The following is a 21,306-nucleotide window of genomic DNA, read 5'->3' as shown; positions in this document are numbered from 1 at the left end:
GGGACGGGAATCCTTGCCCTTTGAGCCCTAGGGGATCCTCGCTGTTGGGGTGGACTTGTGGTGGAGTGTTGATACCTCTTCAAAGTTGGAAGCTGCCCAGGATGAGCCGTCCTAAGTCTTCTACGGGATCTGCTGCTAAGAAATCTGAGGGAACCGTTGCCCCTTCGCCAAACAAGTCCACCTTTGCGGCCAATCAAGAGCGAGCCAGGCAGTGGTTACAGCAGGTGCTGGCGGCTATGGGGATCCCAGCGGTGGTGCGGGTGGTGGGGGAGGTGCTGGAAATTGAGGCGGACTCTTTGACCCCAGCTCAGAAGCGGCTGCTGTTGGCGAAAGCCCCCCCCTTGCCCTCTCCATCTTCCAGAGATTCCCCTCAAGAGGAGGATCGCTCCCCCGTGGTGCTGGATGCGTTGCAGTACCTGGCCAACACCCTTCTCAACCTGAACCAGCCGGAAGACCAGCAGCAGCCCTACATTTTGGATTTGGACGGCTATCGGCAGCGGCGTTTGCAGGAGCTGAAGGTTTTGGTTGCCGCTGCTGTGGAAAAGGTGAGGGCCACTGGCCGGGAATACGAGTTTCCCGATCTCTCGGCTGCCGAGCGTCGGCAAATTCATACTCTCTTGAATGACCCTGCCTATGCCGATCTGGAAACCTTTAGCCGTGGCAAAGAGCCTGACCGGCGTCTGGTCATTCGTCGGGTGTCTTCCCCATCTTAAGAAGTTTGGACGAGCAACTTGGCTCTCTGGCTACGGTGACGACAGGGATCCCTGCTACCCAAAACGCGTGAAGGGGGGCGCAATGTTAAGGCCAATTCGTCTATCCGATCTGCGGCAGATGCCGGATCAAACCCAAGAATTGCAGTTCAGGCAGTTTTTTTCGGGCTTTGAGAGCTTGACCCCTGTCGAGGGATCCCTGGAAGTCAGCCATCGGGGCCACTTTCTTGAGGTGAGTGCTGAAGCTCGTACCATTGTCACCCTCACCTGCCACCGCTGCCTACAGCAGTTCAACCACCGGCTGCACCTGGAAGTTGAGGAGATCATTTTGATTCGGGATCCCGAACCTCTCCCCTTGGAGCTGGAATTGCAAGACGAAGAAGATCTGCTGGAGAGCCTGCCCCCCAATGGTGAGCTGGATGTCGAAGACTGGATGTACCAGCACCTGCATTTGGAGATGCCCCGCCAGTTGCCCTGCCGTCCCGACTGTCCGGGTATTGCGGTGGAATCTCCCGCACCGGAGGTGGATCCCCGCTGGGCAGCCCTAGCTTCTCTCCTGGAAGACTCTCCCTAGCTTTTTTGATGTTGCGCCCACAAGTTCTCTGGCGTTTTGCTCGACCCCACACCGTCTACGGCACCAGCGCCAGCGTGGTGGGCCTCTACCTGTTGGCGGGGTTTGTGGCTGCCGGATCCCTGCAACCGGTTCTCTCGGCGCTGCCCCAGTTGGTCTGGGCTTGGGCGGCCTGTCTGGCGGCCAATGTCTACATCGTCGGCTTGAATCAACTGACGGATATTGAAATCGACCGCATCAACAAACCCCATTTGCCCTTGGCTGCTGGATCCCTGAGTTGGCGACAGGGGGTGGGGATCGTCGTGGGTTGTGGGGTGGCGTCCGTCCTACTGGCCATGGCCGGGATCCCTTATCTGCTGCTGACGGTGCTTTTGAGCAATGGGATCGGCACGGCCTATTCGTTGCCCCCCTTGCGGTTGAAGCGTTTTCCGCTGGCGGCCTCGGCTTGCATCTACAGCGTGCGCGGCTTGATCGTCAATTTGGGCCTTTACAGCCATTTTCAGCAGGTGATGCAGGGAAGGGTCGAGCTTTCAGCCCCGATTGTTTGGCTGACGGGGTTTATGTCGATTTTTGGGCTGGTGATCGCCCTTTTCAAAGATATTCCCGACATGGAGGGGGATCGCCAGTTTGCCATTGCCACCTTCTCGCTGCGCTTTGGGCCAGGGCGGATCTCAAGGTTTTGCATTAGCATTTTGGCCTTGTGCTATCTGGGATTTATCGGGGTGGGGATCTCTTTTCTCCTTGCGGGCAACGGCCTCTGGCTGTTGGTGAGCCATGTGTTGGGGCTGGGGATCCTCTTGGGCTATGGTGTTCATCTGGATCTCAACCGCCGAGATGCGATCGTTGGCTATTATCAACTGATCTGGAAGTTGTTTTACTTGGAGTATTTGCTTTATCCCTGGGCCTTTTTCTCTTTTTTCTAGAGCATTTCTTGAAGCTGCAGTCGCTTCAAATTAGGGTGGACACCTGAGCTACTGATCGCGCCAGCGGGACGGAGTCCTTGAAAAGACTTCTGGCCCTATGCATTATTGCTCTACAACACTGACGCGACCAACGTTTCGGGTGTGGGCACAGTATCCTAGTTTGAACCAAAATGAGCATAACGATCTCCCAAAACTCAGGCAAGAAAAACCTAGAGATACCGCGTCATTTGCACTCGAAAGCGGCCTTTTTTCGTTTCGGCTACCTCTTCGATTTGCAGCCGACCACGACCGCGAATGGCAATCCAATCCTGAGGGCCAACGGTGTAGCTGGCTTGGGTAATGGGCTTCCAATTGACCCGCACTTCCCCCCGTTGGATTTCTTCCACCATCTTGCTGCGGGAGATGCCAAACCCGGCTGAGGCTACCGCATCCAGGCGCAAAGAGGCTTCCACGCTGGTGATGGATTTGACGCGGGGGGGCTGAATGTTCAACTGGCTCAGGGGGATCCGACCTACTTTGACAGGCACTGTGCGCACCTGCGTCAGGTTTAGGGCGAGGTAGTCCACCATTTCGGGCACAACGATGGCCTGGGCGCCTGAGTCTCCCAACACAAGGATGTCTCCCACTTTCTCGCGGGCGATGCCGGACGCCAACAGGGCTCCCAGAAAATCGCGGTGGGTAGCCGGGTCGAAGAGAAAGTTGCCTTGAATCTGAATGGCGGCCAATGGGATCCCTTCTTGGTCGGGCTTGGGATCCCGGACATCTAGGCCCACCTCAGAGCGAGCTAGGGCCAAGCGCTGGCGCTCTGCTTGAGGGTACCCTCCCCAAGCCCACACTTGCAGTTCGGTCAAGTTGCGCAGCCGAGCTTGCACCTCCGCTATTTCGGGTGGGGAAAGGAAGTCGCTCCAGACCACTTGCCAGGTCTTGAGGGCTTGCTCTCCCAAATCCAAGACCCGTGCCAAGGTTTCTCGATACTCTGCCCCTTGCAACAAATCGGCTCTGGGTAGCATTTGGGGTGCTTCGACCTCTGTGGTTCAGTCCCGTTTTTCCCATGCTAAGCTAGATAGCCGGAATCGCGGCGGGCGTAGCCAAGCGGTTAAGGCAGAGGATTGTGGATCCTCCATTCGTGGGTTCGAGTCCCATCGTCCGCCCTTGAGGGAAATCGCGAAAATCCAGTCAGGGCAAGGGCTGCAGAGGCCAGTCCATCTATCTAGACCCTGCCCAATGAAAACAAGCAACACCCCATCTGGACGCAAAAATCGTGAAGGTATTCGTCAAGGTGATCTGGAGCACCTGCCTCTCCCTCTCAAAACAAGCTCTGCTGTGGTCTTTCAGGTTAGGGTGAGCTTCTGGCCCCCTGCATTATTGCTCCGCAACGCCGACGCGAGCAACGTTTTGGGTGTGGGCACAGTATCCTAGTTTGAATCGAAATGACCATGACGCTCTGCTTGCGGATGGACTCACCAGGACTTTGTCCCGCTATCGCGAACACAGCTCAAGATTAGGGTTCCCACTTCGTCAATGACACCTGTCCAACCGGCTTCGATCACCGCCGTTGCCTCCGGCATCTCGACAATTGCCGGCCCGCGCAGTTGAAACCCCACATCCATGCGCTGCCGATCGTAGACCGGCACCAGGCGCATCCTGCCCCCAAACCATGCCTCTCGCCGACCCTTGAGGGGATCCCCTGGCAAAGGGTGGGGTGCAGTCAAAGGCACGGTGGGTAGGGCCTGCACCGCCTGTAGACGCAACTGAATCACCTCCACCGGCTGGGCCAAATCCTGCCATCCATAGCGTTGTCGGTGGGCCTGGTGAAACTGTTGCTCCAGATGAGGAATTGGATCTGACAACTGCACCGGGATCTCCAACTCAAAAGACTGGCCGCGATAGCGCAAGTCCAAGCTGAAGTGCAGCGCCGGATCCTGCAGATCGGCTTGGGCCTGGCGGATCAGGGGTTCTGCCCATTGGGCCAGCAGGGATCCCCCTGAAGCGGACGTGAGCTGCCGCAGAGGTTGGAGGATGGCCCGCCGATAGTCTCGCCGCAGATCTGCCAAAGCCATTCCCAGCGCCGAGAGCACCCCACAGGCAGCCGGGATCAAGATCGTGCGGATGCCCAGCTCTTCTGCCAAAGCACAGGCATGCATGGGCCCGGCTCCGCCGAAGGCCAACAGGGCAAAATCGGCGGGATCCAAACCCCGCTCCACGCTGATCACCCGCAAGGCCCGCGACATGGCGACATTCGCCAAGGTGCGAATGCCAACGGCAGTTTCCTGCAAGCTCAAACCCAAGGGATCCGCCAGCGTGGCAATAGCCTGTTCCGCTAGCCCCTGCCGTAGCTGCACCGAGTCGCCCAGCCGACCGCCATCCGGCAGGTACCCCAGCCAGAGGTTGGCATCGGTAACCGTCGGAGCCCTTCCCCCCCGACCGTAGCAGGCCGGCCCGGGGTTGGATCCGGCACTCTCTGGCCCCACCTGAAGCCCACCGCCGGGCAGCAAATGGGCCAGGGATCCGCCGCCGGCACTGACGGTGTGGATATCAATTTGGGGCTGTTGCACGGGCAAGCCGCACACCACTGCTGCAGGAGTAACCTGGGGGATCCCATCTTGGATCAAGGCCACATCCGTGCTGGTTCCCCCCATGTCGAAGCTGAGCAAGTGGGGGTAGCCACTCAGGCGACCCAGATAGGCCGCCCCATAAACCCCGCCTGCCGGCCCTGAGAGCAAAGCCACCGAAGCATGGGCCGCCGCCTGAGGGATGGAGGTCACCCCGCCGGAAGACTGCATGATCAAGGGCTGGGGGATCCCTCGCTCCCGACATCCTTGGGCCAAGCGGTGCAGGTAGCCCGCCAGTGCCGGGCTGAGGTAGGCATCGATGGCGGTGGTGCTGAAGCGCTCGTATTCGCGGAACTCCGGCGCCACCTCGCAAGACAGGGAAAGGTGCAGATCGGGAAAAGCCTGCCGCAAGGCCGTCCCCAGCCGCTGTTCGTGCTCCGGGTAGAGAAAAGAAAACAAAAACCCCACCCCAATAGCGCGGATCCCATCCCGCTGCACCCGTTCCCCCACCTCCTGCACCACCCGCCGGATTTCGGCATCGGTGAGCGGCTCCAACACTCCGCCCGCGCTGCAGCGCTCCTTCACCTCCAGGCAATGGTGGCGGGGCACCACTGGCTCCGGCTTGGGCTGTGTCAGGTCATACAGAGAGGGGCGGTTTTGACGGGCAATGGCCAGCACATCCCGAAAGCCCGCCGTGGTCAAAAACAGGGTGGGGGATCCCTTGCGCTCCAGCAGCGCGTTGGTGGCCACCGTCATGCCATGGCAGAACAGGTCAACCCGGAGCTCTCCTTGGAGCGCCCCCAGCTTGTCCAGCGCCGCAAAGACTCCCTCCTCAGGGCTGGGGGTAGACAGCACCTTCGCCGTCTGAATCTGGCCGTCGCGCAGGAGCACCAGATCGGTAAAGGTGCCCCCCACATCGATCCCCAGGCGGGCCAAGCCTCGGCTTGCTTCCGTCTGATCCAGATTGGCCGGATCGATGTTGCTACCCAACGCTGACGCGACCATGGCTTCTATCGCTTCTATAGTCCATCGCTGTCCTTCACCAGCCCTGCCCGAACTGCATCCAAAAACTGACGGGCAGTGCGACCGGAAAAGCCGTTTTGCTGTTGTGCCCAGATCAGGGCCTGGCGGCGCAGGACATCCAAAGATTGGGTGAAACCTAGCCGCTGCGCCAGGTGTTCTACGGTTGCCAGGTAATCGCCTTGGGTGAAGGGAGTGAAGGTGAGGGTGAGGCCGAAGCGATCCCGCAGCGACAGCTTTTCCTGTACGGTATCCCAGGCGTGAACTTCTTGATCTTGGGGATTGGGTCGGTCGCCGAAAAACTCGCGGATGAGATGGCGGCGGTTGCTGGTGGCATAAAGACGCACGTTGAGGGGCGGCGCGACGAGATCTCCCTCCAGGAGCACCTTGAGCTGCTTAAACTCGGTTTCCTCTGCCTCAAAGGAGAGATCATCCACAAACAAGATAAAAGGCAACACCTGCGCCCGCAGCTCTGCCAAAATCTCCGGCAACTGAACCAAGTCAGTTCGTCGCAGCTCCAATAGGCGCAACCCCTGCGGGCCGTAGCGGCGCAACAACGCCTTCACCAGAGAAGACTTGCCGGTGCCCCGCGCCCCGTAGAGCAACACATGCAGGGCCGGATCTCCCCGCAGCAGCGCTTCGGTGTTGGCCGCCAACTGCCGTTTCTGCCGTTCGTAGCTGTAAATCTCCTCCCAGTCAGGCAGATCGGGAGCAGGGATCCCTTCTAGCCCTGCTGGCCCCCAGCGAAAGGCCCAGTAGCGAGCACAGATTCCCACCCCTTCTCGGCGATAGTGGGCAATCAAGTCCTCCAGGCTCAGGCCCCAATCGGCAAAAGGGCGGGGATCCCAGCCGAAGCTGCTGTTGTTTTCATCCGGCCAGGGGATCCCCAACCCCAACGCCTGCATCTGCTCGGCAATGGTCTCCTGACTGTCCGCTAGGGTTTGCAGACAGCGCAGGTCGTGGCGGGCAGCCTGCATAAGAGGCTCTGGGATCCCTTGGGGCTGCAGCGCTGCACGGGCAAAGGGGTTATCGGCCCAGCGGATCTCCCGGATCAGCCACTCCCGCCAGCTCAGGCCCTGCCGGGCCAAAAGCTCAAACCAGCGCCCGTAGGCCGCCCAGCAAGGCAAGGGATCCCCACTCATCAACTGCTGGATTAGCTCCTGCCAGGCTAGGGCTAGGGGGTGGGTGCAGATGTCCCGGAATACCAGCAGCTTGGCCGCTGCTTCTGCTGCTTCTTGGAGGGGGGTCATCGCTTGAAGCCGCTCTAACTTGGCGTTGCTTATCCGCTCCCTAGGGGAGGAGACTGGGGGTAGTTGCGTTAACAACACGGAGCGCTTGAGTTACCTGGCATTGTCCCGCCGGCCCAGTTCATAGAGGCCTCCGCCGACGCAGGCGATCAGGCCGCAGGAGACGGCCCAGCTTTTGCCCAAGGAGATCTCCGTCAGGGCTACCACCAAGCCTGCTGCCAGCAAAAAGGGAAGGGTGCTCAGCAAGGAAGCCAAAGCTCCACTGGGATCCCATAGCAATTGCTTTTCCCAGCTCTCCTGCAGCTTTTGATGCAGCGGCGAAAACCCCCACATTAGCCCTAAGCCCCACAGAGCCGTGGCGGCCCATAAAGAGGGGCGAAGCATCTCCCAGCCCACAAGTCCAACCCCAACGGGATCCACCGGTCAACTCCCAACCCTGCCTTTCTAGGCTAGCGGGATTGGGCCCAATCGGTGGCAGTGATGGTGGTGCCAGGAAATTGAATGGGGTTGCCCAAGCTCTGGATTTGGTCCTGGAGAGCTGGCAACAGCCGCAAATCCAAAAGCGGCTCCTCCACGATCTCTGCCGGGATCAGATCCCGTTCTAGGGCAAAGTGGGCCGTGTGGCCGGCGGCGGTGCCAATGGCCCATTCCACCGGATGCACCCGGTAGGAGGCACTGGCAATGCGGCTGGTGGCGATATTTTTGTTGCCGGCTAGCAGATTGTCAATGCGCTGGGGGATCAGAGCCCGCAGGGGAATCTGGTAGGGGTAGCTGGGCGCTTGCGAGTCTTTATTGTTGCTGGGAGGCAGCGAAAAATCCGGCAGCAGGCAATCGTGAAAGTCGATGGGGTACTGGCCCACCCCCACTGAGTCGTAGAAGATAAAGGGGCGACCACGATTCAACTCCGATTCCCGCGTGGTGATGTCCGACTCGTAGATGGTAAATCCTTCTGGGTAGGAGAGGCTGGGCCGACCAATGATGCGCCGCGACTCGCGGATATAAGGGTACTTGGAGAGGCCGCTGGCAGTTCCCATGGGGGTATTGGGCCCCCGTAGGTAGGCATAGCGCAAGTAGAAGTCTTTTTGAAAGTTGGGATCCTCCTGTTGCAGGAGAAAATCCGTCCTTCCCGCCACCAGCCAGTAGAAAAAGCCCTTGGCATGCTGCTCAGCTCGCCGCAGGGCTTCCACCCGCAAGCCCCCCATCCAGCCGCCCGGCTGCAGTTGGCCTGAAGCCTGCAACTGCTCGTGGGTGAGGATGAAATTCTTATCCGGCCCTGTGATGCGCCAGTCGTTGCCCCAAGTCCAGTTCTGCATGGATTGATCCCCCACCCGAATGGCCTCTTCCCCAAAGCCAAACACCTGCCCCCGGATGCGGCGGTAGGTGAAGATCAGCGCAAAGTTGAAGCGAGGGTGTTCGTAACTGTAGTAGGGGCCGTGCAGGGGATCGTTGTAGAACTCCGGCTTGACCGGCACCTGCGGCACGGGGAAGCGCTCCATGACAAAGGTGTAGGTGAAGCCCTGGGTACAGTAGGGATCCACGTAGGGCTTGGAGCTGGGTTCCCAGCGGCTTTGGCCATCAGTTCCCAGGCGGTAGGGCACCCGCGCCAAGGGCAGCAGCTCGCCGGTTTCAGTAGCGTCGATCACCACCCAGGGCAGGGTTTTGTCTTGGCGTTCTGGCGGCGGCTCAAAGCGCAGGATCTCCTTGTCCCAGTCCTCGGTGGGTTCTAGACGATAAAAATCGAGAAAGTAGCTGGAGAGATCCCCTCGATTCTCTGGCTGGACGCCGGCGTGTTTGGGGATGTTGCGGATGGCCTGCACACTGCGGATCTGAGAGTCTTTGATCTCCAAATCCTTCACTACCGTCTCGGTGAACAGCCGCAACTGCCCCGACTGCAGATAGGGATCCAACATCTCCCGAATCACCTGGTGGCCCACCTGAGGGGAAAAGCAGAGCACGCTCACCCAGCATTTGCCCGGATTGGGATCCCCGCCGTATTTTTCCCGTACCCGCCGGCGAAACTCGCTGTAGCCTTTGGGGAAGATGTCATTTTCTCGTTGCAGGGGTCGCTCGTCCAAAGCGGAGACTCCCTGGGCGCTCACCTGCCCCCCGATCCAATCGGTGATCTCCGTCATGCACACCTGCCGGCCCAGTTGCAGCGCGTCATAGGCTGCCGCCACCCCCCCCAGCCCGCCCCCGGCAATGAAGATCTCACAGGGGATGCGGGTTTCCGGCAAGGGCTGGGCCAGAGCCGCTCCGGCGCCCAGGATCCCTGCTCCCAAGGCTACCCTGCTCCACCCCGGAAGGTTAACCTGAAGTTTCATCGAATGAGCCTCTCCCCACCCACGCTCTGGCTTAGCCTTTTGGACTTTCCGGCAACCTCTATCATGGGAGAAAGCCTTGCGGATGCTCATGCCGGATTCCACCTTTGTCATCACCACCCCCATCTACTACGTCAACGCTGCCCCCCATATTGGCAGCGCCTACACCACCCTGGTGGCGGATGCCATCGCCCGTTACCACCGCCTGCGGGGCAAGGATGTGCTGATGGTGACGGGAACTGACGAGCACGGCCAGAAGATCCAGCGCACCGCCGAAGAGCGCGGCATTCCCCCTCAGCAGCACTGTGACGAGATTGCGGCTCAGTTTGCCCAGCTTTGGCAGTTGCTAGACATCCGCTACGACCGCTTTATCCGCACCACCAACCCTCGCCACAAAGCCATTGTGCGGGAGTTTTTTCAGCGGGTTTGGGATCAGGGGGATATTTTCGTTGGGCGGCAGCAGGGGTGGTACTGCGTTGCCTGCGAAGAGTTTAAAGACGAGGCGGAGCTGCTAGAAGGTGGGTTTTGCCCTCTGCACCCCACCAAGAAAGTGGAGTGGAAAGATGAAGAAAACTACTTTTTTCGCCTCTCCCGCTACCAGGAAAAGCTGGAAGCCCTCTATGCCGAGCAGCCGGAGTTTATCCAACCAGAAAGCCGCCGCAATGAGGTGATTAACTTTGTCAAGCAGGGCCTGCGGGACTTTTCCATCTCTCGCCCTAGTGTCTCCTGGGGGATCCCCTTCCCGGCAGATCCCGGCCAAACCCTTTATGTTTGGTTTGATGCCCTCATCAACTACATCAGTGCTGCTTTGGATCCTGACGACGAGCCCACCTTGGCAAATGCCCTACGCCGCTACTGGCCTGCGGATGTCCACCTGGTGGGCAAGGATATTGTCCGCTTTCATGCCATCTACTGGCCGGCTATGCTCATGTCGGCCGGTCTGCCTCTGCCCAAACAAATCTTTGGCCACGGCTTTCTCACCAAAGATGGCCTCAAGATGAGCAAAAGCTTGGGGAACACGGTGGATCCCTTTGAGCTGGTGCAGCAATACGGCGCCGATGCCGTGCGCTACTACTTTCTGACGGAAATCGAGCTGGGCAAGGATGGCGATTTTAGCGAGGGCCGCTTTATTGACGTGCTCAACGCCGATCTGGCCAACGATCTGGGCAATCTGCTCAACCGCACCCTCACCATGCTCAAGAAATATCAACCGGACTACCGCATTCCCGCAGTTGGGATCCCGGCTGACCACCCTCTCAAAACCTTGGCCGAGACCCTTGCCCCTCTGGTGGCCGCGGCCTACGAGGGGATGGATCCCGGCTCTGCCGCCCGCAAGGCCCTCAGCTTGGCCCAGGCCAGCAACAAATACCTAGATGAGCAGGCTCCTTGGACGCTGCACAAGCAAGGGCAAAACGAACGGGTGGCCCAGATCCTCTATGCCGTTCTGGAAAGTGTGCGCTGGGTGGCAGTCCTGCTCTCCCCCCTCATTCCCGCTCTCAGCCTCAAGATCCTGCAGCAGCTGGGGTTCTCCCTCGCCGACACCCTGCAACTGCGCTGGGATCCCGATGCGACTTGGGGCCAGCTTCCCCCCGGGCAAGAGCCCCAGCCTCCTACGCCTGTCTTTCAGAAGATCCTGAGGAACGCCTAGGGATTGGCGATGTCCGGTCGGGAAGATTGGGCAGCGGCTTGGGATCCCTCTGGTGTGGCTCCGCCGGCAAAAGGGCGGTCACCTCCCAGGGGAAGTGTTGATGAAGCAGCGGAGAAAGAACGGTTGGATGGGTCGGATGGGCGCAGCCGCGGGTTGTGAATCGCGCCAGTGGTGGGGGGCACTTCGCCGGACAGCGTCTGCCAGGCTGCCCGTACCCCTGCCCAAAAGCTGCGGATATTGACTTGGGCGCCCTGGGCTTGGGTGCGTGCTCCTTCGATGGAGCGGTTGACCTGCTTCACCACTTGCCCAGCCCCTTTCACCCCTTCGTCGAGGCTGTCGGCAATCTCGCTCACTTCCAGGCTGGTCAGGCGCAGGGCCTCCAGCGTGGGCGGCAATTCCCGCAGCAGCGTGTCGAAAAAGCGCTCCACGCTCTGGGCAGCTCGACCCAGTTGAATGACGGCAGGTAGTAGGGTCAGGATCACTGCCAAAATGCCCACTGCTACCAGGCCTACCGAGAGGCCGAGCCAAAAGACCGGGTCGTTCATCCCGCCGCCTCCTCCCCATCCCGAGCTTCTAGGTCAGCTTCTTCCCCGCCAAAGGGACGCGAGTTCTGTGCTTGGAGCAGCTCCCTTCGCTTCTGCAACATGGCTTCTTTGCCCACCGCCACTGCCTGCTGCAGCCGCAGCAGAGCCTCATCCAAACTGCGTTGGGCAGCGTCGAACAACTTTTCCGATTGATATTGCAGACTGCTGGTCACATCTTCTGCCACCTCTGGCAGGGCCTCTGCCGATTTCTTCAGCAGTCGCCGCGTCTCCCGTCCGCTGCGGGGAGCCAAGAGCAGGCCAATGGCGGTGCCCACAGCAGTTCCCAGCAACAGCCCACCAATAAACGCGCCAGTCCGGTTTTCAGCCATGCTTTGCCAGAGTTGAGTTGGATACGGGTGGCCCCGAAACCAGACTACCTTAAGATCTCGCGGGAAGATCTCGCGGGAAGATCTCGCGGGATCGGCGGGCTTGCCGCGCGCCGGGTCAACTGTTCCTAGAGAATCCGCAGGGGATCCACATCCAGGCTGACGCGGATCCCTTGGGGGGGATGGCCAATTGCGGCCTGGATCTGCGCAGCCAGCTTCGGGCGATCCCAATCTTGGTCGGGCAGTTGCTTCAGCAGGATCTGCCAGCGGTAGCGTCCGGCAACCCGCTCCACCTGAGCTGGCCCCGGCCCCAACACCTCTGCTGGGATCCCCTGTAGGCGTTCGGCCACCCGATGGCAATAACGCTCCAGGGCTTCCAGGCGGGTGCTGCTCAAGCGGATCAAAATCAAAGCTCGGTGGGGAGGATAGCCCCCCTCTCGCCGTTGTTGCAGTTCTGCCCGCAAGAAGCCCTCGTAATCTTGGGCCAGCACCGCCCTCAAAATTGGGTGCTCCGGCAGATAGGTCTGGACAATCGCCCGTCCCGGCAGGGATCCCCGGCCCGAGCGCCCCGCCACTTGGGTGAGCAGTTGAAAGCTGCGCTCGCCGGCGCGATAGTCGGCTTGGTGCAACAGCCCATCGGCGGCCATCACGCCCACCAAGGTCACCTGGGGAATGTCCAACCCTTTGGTGAGCATTTGCGTGCCCACCAGCACCTGGGCCTTGCCGCTGCGAAACCGCTCCAGCAACTCTCGATGAGATCCCTTGCGGCGGGTGGCGTCGCTGTCGTAGCGCAAAATCGAGAGCTGGGGCCAATGCTGGTGCAGCACTTCCACCACTTTTTGGGTGCCGGTGCCGAAGTGCTTCAGGTAGGGGGATCCACAGGCGGGGCAGCGCTGCGGATGGGGTTGGCGGGCGCCGCAGTAGTGGCAGCGCAGTTCCTGCCCGCCGAGATGGGCCAGATGAAAGGTGAGAGAAACATCACAATGCTCGCAGGTGAGGACAAACCCGCAGCTACGGCACAAGACGAAGGTGCTGTGGCCGCGGCGGGGGACAAAGAGAATGGCCTGTTCCCCTCTGTCCAGCGTCTGCTGCAGGGCCTGGTGTAGACGGCGGCTGAGGATGCTGCGGTTGCCGGCTTGGAGCTCCTGGCGCATGTCCACCAGCTCCAGTTGGGGCAGGGTGGCCGGGATCCCAGCTTGGGGGATGCGCTGCGGCAGGGCCAGCCGGATCCACCGCTGCGGATCCTGCAGATGGGCGGCATAGGTTTCCACCGCTGGGGTTGCACTGCCCAGGACCAGGGGACAACCGGCCAGCTCGGCCCGCCACTCGGCCACCTGACGGGCGTGGTAGCAGGGCTGGGGCTGATCCTGCTTGAAGCTGTCGTCGTGCTCTTCGTCCAAGACGATCAGGCCCAGCTTGGACAAGGGGGCAAACACCGCCGAGCGGGTGCCGATCACCACTTGGGGGGTGGAGGACAGCATCTGCCGCCAGGTGTCGTAGCGCTCGCCTTCCGAGAGGCCGCTGTGGTAGGCCCACACCTGGGATCCCAGCCGCGCCCGAAACCGATCCATCAGTTGCGGGGTAAGGCCGATCTCGGGCACCAGCACCAGCGCCGACCGTCCTTGCTGCAGCACCTGGGCGATCACCTGCAGGTACACTTCCGTTTTCCCAGAACCGGTGACCCCGTGCAGTAAAAACCGCTGGAACCGGCCCAAAGCTTGCCGGATCGCCTCTACCGCCTGGGCCTGGGCGGCCGTCAAGGGCCTGGGCGGATCCCGCCACCCCGGCAGGCTGGCATCTCCCAGCCGCAGCAGTGGGCGCTCGTAGAGGTGGACACGGCCTTTGCGGGCCAACCCCTGCAGAACCGCTCGGCTCACTCCTGCCAGGCGCTCCCACTCGGCGAGCAGCAGCTCTCCCCCCTTCTGCTTGAGGATCTGCAGCGCCTTCTGCTGAGGGAGGCTCAGCCCCTCTGGGGAGTCGTCGGCCAGACTGGCGGCCAGCTGGGTTTTCACCCTGCCCCCCTGTTGCTCCTGCCAAAAGCTCTCCACCCAACCCCGTCGCTGCAGTTCCCGCAGGGCGAGGGCGGCAGTGGGCACCTGCTGTTGCACATAGCGCCAAGACAGCTCTCCCCCTTTGGCCTGAAGCAGCTGCAGCAGGGTTTGGGCAGCCGGCGAACATTCCTCCCCTTCGGCAGGGAGCCTGAGCAAGCGGACACGCCGCTGAGAACGGCTGAGCAAGCCGGGGGGCAATACCGTGCGCACCACCTGGGCCAGAGGGGTGAGGTAATAGTCGGCCACCCGCTGCAGCAGGGGCCAGAATTCTTTGGGCAGGATCCCTTTGGCCACCACCGCCTCGATCTCCCGCACCGACTGCGGATCCACCCCTGCCGGCAGCTCGGAGCGCCAACCCAAGGCCACTGCCCCCGCCATTTGCTGACCAAAGGGTACGCTGAGCAGGTCGCCCGCTTCTGGCGCGGATCCCTCTGGCACACGATAGGTAAAGCAACCCCCCAAATGGGGATGATCCACCCACACTTCCAGCCAGCGGGGAGGAACAGGCTGCAACACGGGATCCCTCACGGACGGGGCAGAAACCTCGGCAGATCGACCGCCCGCTTGCTGGCCCGAGACGGTAGAGGTTGGGCCAGGGGCTGAATTGTAGGCTTGGCAGCAGGGGTTGGAGACAGAGCCTGGCCAAGGGACTCTGTTCGCGTGAGGGCGCTGGAGGTATCGGCCCGAGGTGGGACATCCAAGCCTTTGCGTTCCAAAGCCGCCTTCAAGCTCAGCACATGCATCTGCTGCTGCTCGTATTTTTCTCGGAGAGAGCGGTTTTCTTCCCACAGGGCAGCACGCTCCCCTTGCAGGGCTTTGATCTGCTCTGCTTGCTTCTCCAGTTGCGTGGACAAGGTTGCAATTTCTTCTTGCAGATGGAGAATGGTTGCCTGCGCAGAGCGCAACTGTGGCTGCCAGTCGGGTTGGGCGGCCAACTGCTCCAAGGCAGCCTGCAACTGCCGCTCCATGGCGGAGAGATGCTGCTGGGCTTGGGCGTACTGTTCCTGCAGATGGCGGTGCTCTTGCTGCCAACGGGTAACTTCCGCCTGGGCTTGAGAGAGGGCCACTTGCAGCGCTTCGGCCTGGGCCTGCCACTGCTGTTGAAGCTGCTGCTGCTCCCGGGATCCCTGGCGCAGATGCTCCTGCTGAGCTTGCAAAGCCGCCAATTGAGCTTGGGCTTCGGCCAGGGCTGCTTCTAGCTCTTGCCGTTGTTCCCGCCAGCGCTGCTCGGCCTCGGCTTCCGTCTCGGCATAGCCCGCCAAACGGGCCTCGAGGTGTTCCCGTTGCTCCTGCCAGGCTGCCTGTTGGTCGCTGTACAAAGCTCGCAGGCTGCTCAGCTCCGCTTGAGTTTCGGCAATTTGAGTGCGGGCCAGAGAAAGCTCTGCCTTAAAGCGTTGCAGCATTTCCACCCGCTTTTCCGCCACATCCTGGGCTTCCAGCAGAGAGGCCTGCAGCTCCTGCTGGCGCTGTTCCCATTGACGGCGCTCCTGAGCGTGGGCCAAGCGTAGCTGCTCAATCTGCTCCTGCAGGGCCTCGATATCCTGCCGCTGCCGTTCATTTAAGCGTTGCCGAGCAGCAAGCTGAGCTTCCTGATCCGAGATCTGGACTTTCTGAGCCGCCAAAGTCTGCTGCAACTGTTGCAAGAGATGCTCCCGCTCCTGCAGCGCCTTCTCTTGTTCGGCCACCTTCTGGTGCAAAGCCTGCAGTTGTTCCTGAAGAACTCGCCGCTCTTGGAGCTCGGCTTCGGCTTTGAGCAGACGGCTCTCCAAGGGCTGTTGCTGCCTCAGGGCCAAATGGCGCTCCGTGCTGGGATCCGGTTCGGATGCTGAACAGCCCGCATGAGTCTCTGAAAGGATGGGATCCGAGTCACCTGAAGAGGGAGCACACATAGATTGAAGGAGAGATGAAGAAGCGGGAGCAAATGATAAAGTTCCCTGCAGTATAGAGAGATTTTTGGGCGGGTTCAAGCCAGAAGGGTGATCTTGTAAAATCTCCTGCTGCTCCGCACGGCGCGGAGTGCTATCGGCCTGTTTTGGCCGCGCTCTTGCTTCTGAGGTTCCCAAATCCCCGGACTGGGCAGAAGGGCTTGGCTTACTTTTTTTCGGCCGCGAGGCCCGATCCCGACCGGAAGAGGTCTCCCCTTGCTTGGGCGTGCTCTGAGAGTCTGCCACCTTGCCCCCTTTCATCGCCCACAACACCCACCCCCGCCATCACGGACAGATGGCCCCACCATTCTAAACTGAGTCTAAATCTAAATCGACTCGGTCTCAATCCAAGCGTCTCTGCTGAGTGTAGAGGAGTCCCGCCCGTGCTCGGAGCTCCTGGCAGACGCAGGTCGGCCTCATCGTTGCAGGGGCAAATGCGAGGACTCGCTTCCACTGGCCCGAACAGGGCAGCCAGCGAGCCTGCGGAAAACCGTCTTATCTTTGTCCTTCATTTTGCGATACTGCTAGGGGTGATGTTGAGAATGACCGCACGATGGCGATGCAAAATGGAGCCAGGGATCCGCTTCAACTTCCTCAACAGCAGACGGGCTCGGCGGGATCCCAGTTGAACCTTGCCTGTTCTGCTCCCTGTGGCCTACTGTTGAGCCTGCTCTGGGTTGTCCCTGCTCTTGCTCAGCCGGAATCTCCCAGCTCTGCTGCCTTTGCTCTGCCCAACAGCCGCGAAATCCTCACCCCCCCACCCCCCCCCACCCTATCGATTCCCTCCAACCCTGCTGACCCTACCCCTGCGGCTGACCTGGCTTTGCAGGGGGCTTCCAAGGCTGAAGAATTGGTGGTGCCCCAATCCCCCTTGCAGGTGCGCATCGAGCGAAGGGAGGGCCTGTCTTTGGAAGAAGCTCTGGAGATCGCCGTTGCCCAGAACCCGGCTGTGCAGCAGGCCAGACTGGCCGTCGAGCGGGCCGAGGCCGGGGTAGCCCTGGCTCAAGCTGCCTTTGCTCCCACCCTCTCCAGCCGTGCCAACTACCAGTACAGTGAGGCTCCCTCTCCTGGTGGTGGGCCAAGGCGCGAATCCCACACCCTCTCGGCCAGTGTGGTGCGGGTGGAGTATACCGCTTTTGACAGTGGCCTTAGGGAGCAAAACCTGAAGCTGGCCCAGGAAGCTCTGCGCATCGCCCAACTGCAACTGGAGCAAACGCTGCAGACGGTCAAACAAGCTGTGGCCAATGCCTACTACGATCTGCAAAGCGCAGATGCCAGGGTTGCCATCAGCCAAGCTGCCGTTGAAAGCTCTGAAGCTACTCTGCGGGATGCTCAAGCTCGAGAACGGGCCGGGCTGGGTACCCGCTTTGAGATTCTCCAGGCAGAGACGGAATTGGCCAACAATCGACAAACCTTGCTGGTGGCCCAGAACACCCAGCAACTGAATCGCCGCCGCCTGGCCGAACTGCTGAATTTTCCCAGCCCCACCGACGTGTTGGCCAGCGACCGCATCGAGCCGATGGGAGAGTGGGATCTCAGCCTGGAAGAGACCATCATTGCTGCCTTTGCCCAACGACAGGAATTGGAGAGCCGACGCCGAGAATTGGAGCAGGCCCAAAGCCGTGTGCGCCTAGCACAGGCCCGCAATGGCCCCCGAATTGGCTTATTCGCCAGCCTCGATGCCGTTAACGATTTCAACGCCAGCCGCGATAGCTTTGATGTTGGCTATTCGGTGGGAGCCAATTTCAGCTTGACTTGGTTCGATGGGGGAGAAGCGGCTGCCCAAGCCCGCCAAGCTCAGATCGACGGGCAGGTGGCCGTGAGCAATTTCGTCGGCACCCGCAACGAAATCCAGCGGGGGGTGGAAGAAGCCTTTCTGACCCTCAGCTCCAGCCGTGAACAGATCGACTCGGCCAAAGTGGCAATTGCCTCGGCAGAAGAGAGCCTGCGCTTGGCCCGGCTGCGTTTGCAAGCAGGGGTGGGCACCCAAACCGAGGTGATCAATGCTGAAGCTGCTCTCACCACTGCCCGTGGCAACCTTTCCAATGCTGTAATCGCCTACAATCGCGCCTTGGTGCAACTGAAACGGGCCATTGGCAGCCTTTGACCTGAGCCTTTCTCCCTCACTCCCAGCCCTTCTTCCAAAAGGAGAGGGGTGCTATGGATACCGCGACGAAACAGTTCTATTCCAAGCTGGAAGTATAGTTGCTTCAGGTTAGGCTGAGACAGCCAGGCTATTGAGAGAAACCTTCTGGCCCTCTGCATTATTGCTCCGCAACGCTGACGCGACCGACATTTTAGTTGTGGGTACAGTGTCCTGGTTTGAATCGAAATGACTATGACCCCAGCGCTGCGCATTGCCAACGCGAGCAAGAAAGAGGGGGAACTCTGTGAAGACTATGAAAAAGCAAACCGTGAAAAATCCCCTGCCTTCGGGTGTGGGGAGAACGTCAAACCGCCCCCCCTGCAATTTGTAATGGCCACAAAAGGGGATCCCTAGAGCTTGCGGGAATAGAACTCGACCACCAAAAGCTCGTTGACCGGGGCGCAAATTTGCTCGCGGGGGGGCAATTCCTTGATGCGTCCGCGCAGCTTTTCTTTGTCAAACTCCAGGTAGTCTGGCAAGAACAATCCCGGATACTCCGCGTAGGCGGCCACCAGCTTGCGGGAAGATTCCTTGTTTTTTACCGTAATCACATCCCCCACTTTGCAGCCATAGCTGGGAATGGTTACCTTTTGGCCGTTAACCTCTATGTGGCCGTGGCTCACGAGCTGCCGAGCTGCCGGAATGGTTGGAGCCATGCCAAGACGAAATACGATGCAATCCAACCGCATTTCCAGCATTTGCAGCAAGGCCAAACCGGTGGATCCCTTGGAGCGCCGTGCCTTGCGCATGTAGCGGATCATCTGCCGCTCGCTCAGCCCGTAGTTGAAGCGCACCTTCTGCTTTTCTTCCAGGCGAATGGCATATTCGGATTTTTTCTTGCGCTCGGCTCCGTGCATACCGGGTGGATTGGTATTTTTGGGGCGCTTGCGCGTCAAACCGGGCAGATCAAGTCCCCCGAAGCGACGAATGATTTTTAGGCGGGGACCTGTGTAGCGGGACATGCGGGCATTTCTCCAAAATCAGCAAACAAACTCTGCAAGAGATGGTCAGCTAGGGAGCAAGAGTACAAACCACCAAAAGAATCGGCGATCTACTATATTAAGCGTTTGATCCCTACTTTGGGCAAGGGGGCAAGGCTGTCTTTTGGGATCCCGTCTCCACCGTTCTAACTGTCTTGTCAGTCGTAGTGAACCCCCATTTGGGTGCGGATGAAGGCGCGATCTTCGCTGAGCAGGCCGTTGAGGGTGCGCCGTTCCCCCAAGATGGGATCCGGATCCAGGCCGATGGCTTCCAAGTCGGCCAGCACCATCAGCTCCACCAATTGCGGGAAGCTTACTTTGGGTTCCCACCCCAGGACTCGCTTGGCTTTTGAAGCATCCCCCAACAGCAGATCCACCTCGGTTGGGCGGTAGTAGCGGGGGTCGATCTCGATCAACACTTGGTCTTTGTACAGCCCCTGTTCGGCTTGGCCGGAGCCTTTCCAGGTAATCGGCAGGCCCACCAGCGCGAAGGCCCGTTCCACAAACTCACGCACGGTGTGGGTTTCCCCAGTAGCCAGCACATAGTCATCCGGCTGGGGTTGTTGGAGCATCATCCACATCCCCTCGACGTAGTCTTTGGCGTAGCCCCAGTCCCGCTTGGCATCCAGGTTGCCCAGGTACAGCTTGCTTTGCTTGCCGGCAACGATGCGGCTGACGGCGCGGGTGATCTTGCGGGTTACAAAGGTTTCCCCTCGCCGTGGGCTTTCGTGGTTAAACAAGATACCGTTGCAGGCGAAGAGGTTGTAGGCTTCGCGGTAGTTGACCGTCTGCCAGTAGCCGTACACCTTGGCACAGGCATAGGGGCTGCGCGGGTAGAAGGGGGTGGTCTCCTTTTGCGGGATCTCCTGCACCAGGCCGAACATCTCCGAGGAGCCTGCCTGGTAAAACTTCACCCGGATCCCGGTGCGCTGCTGATAGTCGCGGATGGCCTCTAGGAGACGCAGGGTACCCATGGCCACTGCATCAACAGTGTATTCCGGCGCATCAAAGCTCACCCGCACGTGGGATTGGGCCCCCAGGTTGTACACTTCCGTCGGCTGCACCTGTTCCAGGATCCTGCGCAGGGTGGTGCCATCCGTGAGATCCCCGTAGTGAAGGAATAGCCTAGCCTGGGGGTCATGGGCATCCACGTAGATGTGGTCGATGCGGTCGGTGTTGAAGGTGCTGGCGCGGCGGATGATGCCGTGAACTTCGTAGTTTTTCTGCAACAACAGCTCGGCCAGGTAAGAGCCATCCTGTCCGGTGATGCCGGTAATTAGGGCACGTTGGGTCATAGAGTTGGGGGCAAAGATCGGGAAAAATGAAGAACCAAGTGGCTCAAGGCTCAAGTCCAATGGCAAACCTCAAAGCGGAGACCTTGAAGCGAGAACATTATAGTGCAGCAGGACTGATACATTTACGCTGAACTTTCCTGTTCGCTTGCGTGGCGTAGCCACACATTGCTGCCCAGAGAAGCAGCGATAGCATCCTGCTCAGTACTGAACAGAATGGCGGTATCCCGCAAAGCCCTGAGGAATACCCCCAGAGCGCCTTGCCAATCCCGTGGTAGCTTGTGGTTGCATTCGGGACAGACAAACACCTTCGCACCCCCTAACTGGGTGTGGATATGCCCACACCTCGTACAGGTCTTGCTGGTGTACGCCTCTGACACATCCACCACCACGTTCTTCTTCCTGGCTTGGAACTTCAGGAACTGCTTGAACCGATAGTGCGCCCAGGTCAGCATCGCCCTAGCCGTCTTGCTACCAAACTTTCTTCCCGCCTTGGCAACCATCTGGGCCGACTCGAAGGTGGGCAGAAATATCAAGCGGTAGTGATCGGTCAGGAACGCTGCTACCTTGCGATGGCACTCGTCCACTAGGTTGTGTTGATCTTTTATTTGAGCCAAAAGAGAGCACTGACGAGATAGAGAAAACTCAAGAAGTTTCTTGCCAACTTGTCAAAACGAGAAAATAGATGCCGGTACTGCTTCAACTTATGAAAAAAAGCATTCGGTTAAATGCCTTTCTTTATATAAATGCTTGTCATAATACCGCTGCGTCTTTCTATTCCTTTTAGGCGGAATAACCGCTTGAGCTTCCCCTATCTTCTCAATCAACTTATCGGCATCATATCCTTTATCCCCAATTACTTTGGTATCCTCTCTCTGCCAGCCCTCTATCAATTCTTCCCCTTGAGTAATATCGTTCCTTTCTCCGCCAGTTATCCTCAATTCCAGCGGATTTCCCAACCCATCTACACTCACATGAATCTTGGTGCTGTATCCGCCTCGGCTTCTCCCCAA

The 21,306-nt window shown here is 59.7% G+C and carries 17 protein-coding genes, 1 tRNA gene and 2 pseudogenes; 7 read left to right on the top strand and 13 right to left on the bottom strand.

The genetic code is table 11. The features are described from left to right. Nucleotides 1–101 precede the first annotated feature (101 nt). From NW849_RS09155 to NW849_RS09145, 3 genes are all read left to right on the top strand, one after another. Nucleotides 102–713 carry a protein jag gene (locus tag NW849_RS09155; RefSeq protein WP_414357370.1) on the top strand — a complete coding sequence of 204 codons (612 nt, stop codon included), beginning with the start codon at nt 102–104 and terminating at the stop codon, nt 711–713. Between the two features lie 82 nt (nt 714–795). Beyond that, entirely contained in the window at nt 796–1,284 is a 489-nt protein-coding gene (locus NW849_RS09150) for a YceD family protein (protein WP_414357369.1), read from the top strand. Between the two features lie 8 nt (nt 1,285–1,292). Further along, nucleotides 1,293–2,204, top strand: coding sequence for a homogentisate phytyltransferase (locus NW849_RS09145; RefSeq protein WP_414357368.1), 912 nt, complete (start codon nt 1,293–1,295; stop codon nt 2,202–2,204). Between the two features lie 209 nt (nt 2,205–2,413). On the opposite strand, the gene NW849_RS09140 is transcribed toward NW849_RS09145, so the two are convergent. After that, nucleotides 2,414–3,214 carry a photosystem II S4 domain protein gene (locus NW849_RS09140; RefSeq protein WP_414357367.1) on the bottom strand — a complete coding sequence of 267 codons (801 nt, stop codon included), beginning with the start codon at nt 3,212–3,214 and terminating at the stop codon, nt 2,414–2,416. A 68-nt stretch (nt 3,215–3,282) separates the two neighbouring features. Here NW849_RS09140 and NW849_RS09135 point away from each other — a divergent pair. After that, a tRNA-His gene (locus NW849_RS09135) sits at nt 3,283–3,355 on the top strand. 309 nt (nt 3,356–3,664) lie between these two features. On the opposite strand, the gene NW849_RS09130 is transcribed toward NW849_RS09135, so the two are convergent. The 4 genes from NW849_RS09130 to NW849_RS09115 all read right to left on the bottom strand — a co-directional run bounded on the left by NW849_RS09130 (nt 3,665) and on the right by NW849_RS09115 (nt 9,344). After that, complete coding sequence (locus tag NW849_RS09130; protein WP_414357365.1) at nt 3,665–5,761, bottom strand: hydantoinase/oxoprolinase family protein; 2,097 nt, start codon at nt 5,759–5,761, stop codon at nt 3,665–3,667. 14 nt (nt 5,762–5,775) lie between these two features. Next, nucleotides 5,776–7,026: an ATP-binding protein gene (locus NW849_RS09125; protein ID WP_414357364.1), complete on the bottom strand. Its 1,251-nt coding sequence runs from the start codon at nt 7,024–7,026 to the stop codon at nt 5,776–5,778. 90 nt (nt 7,027–7,116) lie between these two features. Continuing rightward, the gene (locus NW849_RS09120) at nt 7,117–7,407 is read right to left on the bottom strand and encodes a hypothetical protein (RefSeq protein ID WP_011433810.1); all 291 of its coding nucleotides are present in this window, start codon (nt 7,405–7,407) and stop codon (nt 7,117–7,119) included. A 65-nt stretch (nt 7,408–7,472) separates the two neighbouring features. Next, nucleotides 7,473–9,344: an FAD-dependent oxidoreductase gene (locus NW849_RS09115; protein WP_414357363.1), complete on the bottom strand. Its 1,872-nt coding sequence runs from the start codon at nt 9,342–9,344 to the stop codon at nt 7,473–7,475. A gap of 88 nt (nt 9,345–9,432) precedes the next feature. Here NW849_RS09115 and metG point away from each other — a divergent pair, with 88 nt between their 5' ends. After that, on the top strand, nt 9,433–10,989 hold the full coding sequence (gene metG / locus NW849_RS09110) for a methionine--tRNA ligase (RefSeq protein ID WP_414357361.1): 1,557 nt from the start codon (nt 9,433–9,435) through the stop codon (nt 10,987–10,989). Here the strand turns inward: metG and NW849_RS09105 are convergent. The 4 genes from NW849_RS09105 to NW849_RS09090 all read right to left on the bottom strand — a co-directional run bounded on the left by NW849_RS09105 (nt 10,986) and on the right by NW849_RS09090 (nt 15,743). Next, nucleotides 10,986–11,534 carry a hypothetical protein gene (locus NW849_RS09105; RefSeq protein WP_011433807.1) on the bottom strand — a complete coding sequence of 183 codons (549 nt, stop codon included), beginning with the start codon at nt 11,532–11,534 and terminating at the stop codon, nt 10,986–10,988. The genes metG and NW849_RS09105 overlap by 4 nt on opposite strands. After that, entirely contained in the window at nt 11,531–11,902 is a 372-nt protein-coding gene (locus NW849_RS09100) for a YtxH domain-containing protein (protein ID WP_011433806.1), read from the bottom strand. The genes NW849_RS09105 and NW849_RS09100 overlap by 4 nt, the downstream gene beginning before the upstream one ends. Before the next feature lie 125 nt (nt 11,903–12,027). Next, on the bottom strand, nt 12,028–14,433 hold the full coding sequence (gene priA, locus NW849_RS09095) for a primosomal protein N' (RefSeq protein WP_414357371.1): 2,406 nt from the start codon (nt 14,431–14,433) through the stop codon (nt 12,028–12,030). A gap of 41 nt (nt 14,434–14,474) precedes the next feature. Next, the gene (locus NW849_RS09090) at nt 14,475–15,743 is read right to left on the bottom strand and encodes a hypothetical protein (RefSeq protein ID WP_414357360.1); all 1,269 of its coding nucleotides are present in this window, start codon (nt 15,741–15,743) and stop codon (nt 14,475–14,477) included. A gap of 685 nt (nt 15,744–16,428) precedes the next feature. Between NW849_RS09090 and NW849_RS09085 the strand changes: the two genes are divergently transcribed. Further along, complete coding sequence (locus NW849_RS09085; protein ID WP_414357358.1) at nt 16,429–17,982, top strand: TolC family protein; 1,554 nt, start codon at nt 16,429–16,431, stop codon at nt 17,980–17,982. Between the two features lie 225 nt (nt 17,983–18,207). Continuing rightward, complete coding sequence (locus NW849_RS09080) at nt 18,208–18,375, top strand: hypothetical protein (RefSeq protein WP_414357357.1); 168 nt, start codon at nt 18,208–18,210, stop codon at nt 18,373–18,375. On the opposite strand, the gene rpsD is transcribed toward NW849_RS09080, so the two are convergent. The 4 genes and pseudogenes from rpsD to NW849_RS09060 all read right to left on the bottom strand — a co-directional run. Continuing rightward, a complete protein-coding gene (rpsD, locus tag NW849_RS09075) occupies nt 18,372–18,983 on the bottom strand; it encodes a 30S ribosomal protein S4 (protein ID WP_011432724.1) in 612 nt (203 codons plus the stop codon). The genes NW849_RS09080 and rpsD overlap by 4 nt on opposite strands. Before the next feature lie 176 nt (nt 18,984–19,159). Continuing rightward, on the bottom strand, nt 19,160–20,296 hold the full coding sequence (gene gmd, locus NW849_RS09070) for a GDP-mannose 4,6-dehydratase (RefSeq protein WP_414357356.1): 1,137 nt from the start codon (nt 20,294–20,296) through the stop codon (nt 19,160–19,162). A gap of 122 nt (nt 20,297–20,418) precedes the next feature. Next, nucleotides 20,419–20,886 (bottom strand): annotated as a pseudogene (locus tag NW849_RS09065) (zinc ribbon domain-containing protein); the annotation flags it as partial. A gap of 11 nt (nt 20,887–20,897) precedes the next feature. Beyond that, nucleotides 20,898–21,306, bottom strand: a pseudogene (locus tag NW849_RS09060) (IS5 family transposase); the annotation flags it as partial.

It is taken from the genome of Synechococcus sp. R55.3 (assembly GCF_047461975.1).
Lineage (GTDB): Bacteria > Cyanobacteriota > Cyanobacteriia > Thermostichales > Thermostichaceae > Thermostichus.
Note: the sequence above shows the minus strand (reverse complement) of the source record. Positions and strands in the feature narration are given on the sequence as shown.

Excerpts from the sequence above, each read along its gene's own strand:
- NW849_RS09155 (WP_414357370.1), top strand. The coding sequence starts at position 102 with ATGAGCCGTCCTAAGTCTTCTACGGGATCTGCTGCTAAGAAATCTGAG.
- NW849_RS09150 (WP_414357369.1), top strand. The coding sequence starts at position 796 with ATGTTAAGGCCAATTCGTCTATCCGATCTGCGGCAGATGCCGGATCAA.
- NW849_RS09145 (WP_414357368.1), top strand. The coding sequence starts at position 1,293 with ATGTTGCGCCCACAAGTTCTCTGGCGTTTTGCTCGACCCCACACCGTC.
- NW849_RS09140 (WP_414357367.1), bottom strand. The coding sequence starts at position 3,214 with ATGCTACCCAGAGCCGATTTGTTGCAAGGGGCAGAGTATCGAGAAACC.
- NW849_RS09130 (WP_414357365.1), bottom strand. The coding sequence starts at position 5,761 with ATGGTCGCGTCAGCGTTGGGTAGCAACATCGATCCGGCCAATCTGGAT.
- NW849_RS09125 (WP_414357364.1), bottom strand. The coding sequence starts at position 7,026 with ATGACCCCCCTCCAAGAAGCAGCAGAAGCAGCGGCCAAGCTGCTGGTA.
- NW849_RS09120 (WP_011433810.1), bottom strand. The coding sequence starts at position 7,407 with ATGCTTCGCCCCTCTTTATGGGCCGCCACGGCTCTGTGGGGCTTAGGG.
- NW849_RS09115 (WP_414357363.1), bottom strand. The coding sequence starts at position 9,344 with ATGAAACTTCAGGTTAACCTTCCGGGGTGGAGCAGGGTAGCCTTGGGA.
- metG (WP_414357361.1), top strand. The coding sequence starts at position 9,433 with ATGCCGGATTCCACCTTTGTCATCACCACCCCCATCTACTACGTCAAC.
- NW849_RS09105 (WP_011433807.1), bottom strand. The coding sequence starts at position 11,534 with ATGAACGACCCGGTCTTTTGGCTCGGCCTCTCGGTAGGCCTGGTAGCA.
- NW849_RS09100 (WP_011433806.1), bottom strand. The coding sequence starts at position 11,902 with ATGGCTGAAAACCGGACTGGCGCGTTTATTGGTGGGCTGTTGCTGGGA.
- NW849_RS09085 (WP_414357358.1), top strand. The coding sequence starts at position 16,429 with ATGGCGATGCAAAATGGAGCCAGGGATCCGCTTCAACTTCCTCAACAG.
- NW849_RS09080 (WP_414357357.1), top strand. The coding sequence starts at position 18,208 with ATGACTATGACCCCAGCGCTGCGCATTGCCAACGCGAGCAAGAAAGAG.
- rpsD (WP_011432724.1), bottom strand. The coding sequence starts at position 18,983 with ATGTCCCGCTACACAGGTCCCCGCCTAAAAATCATTCGTCGCTTCGGG.
- gmd (WP_414357356.1), bottom strand. The coding sequence starts at position 20,296 with ATGACCCAACGTGCCCTAATTACCGGCATCACCGGACAGGATGGCTCT.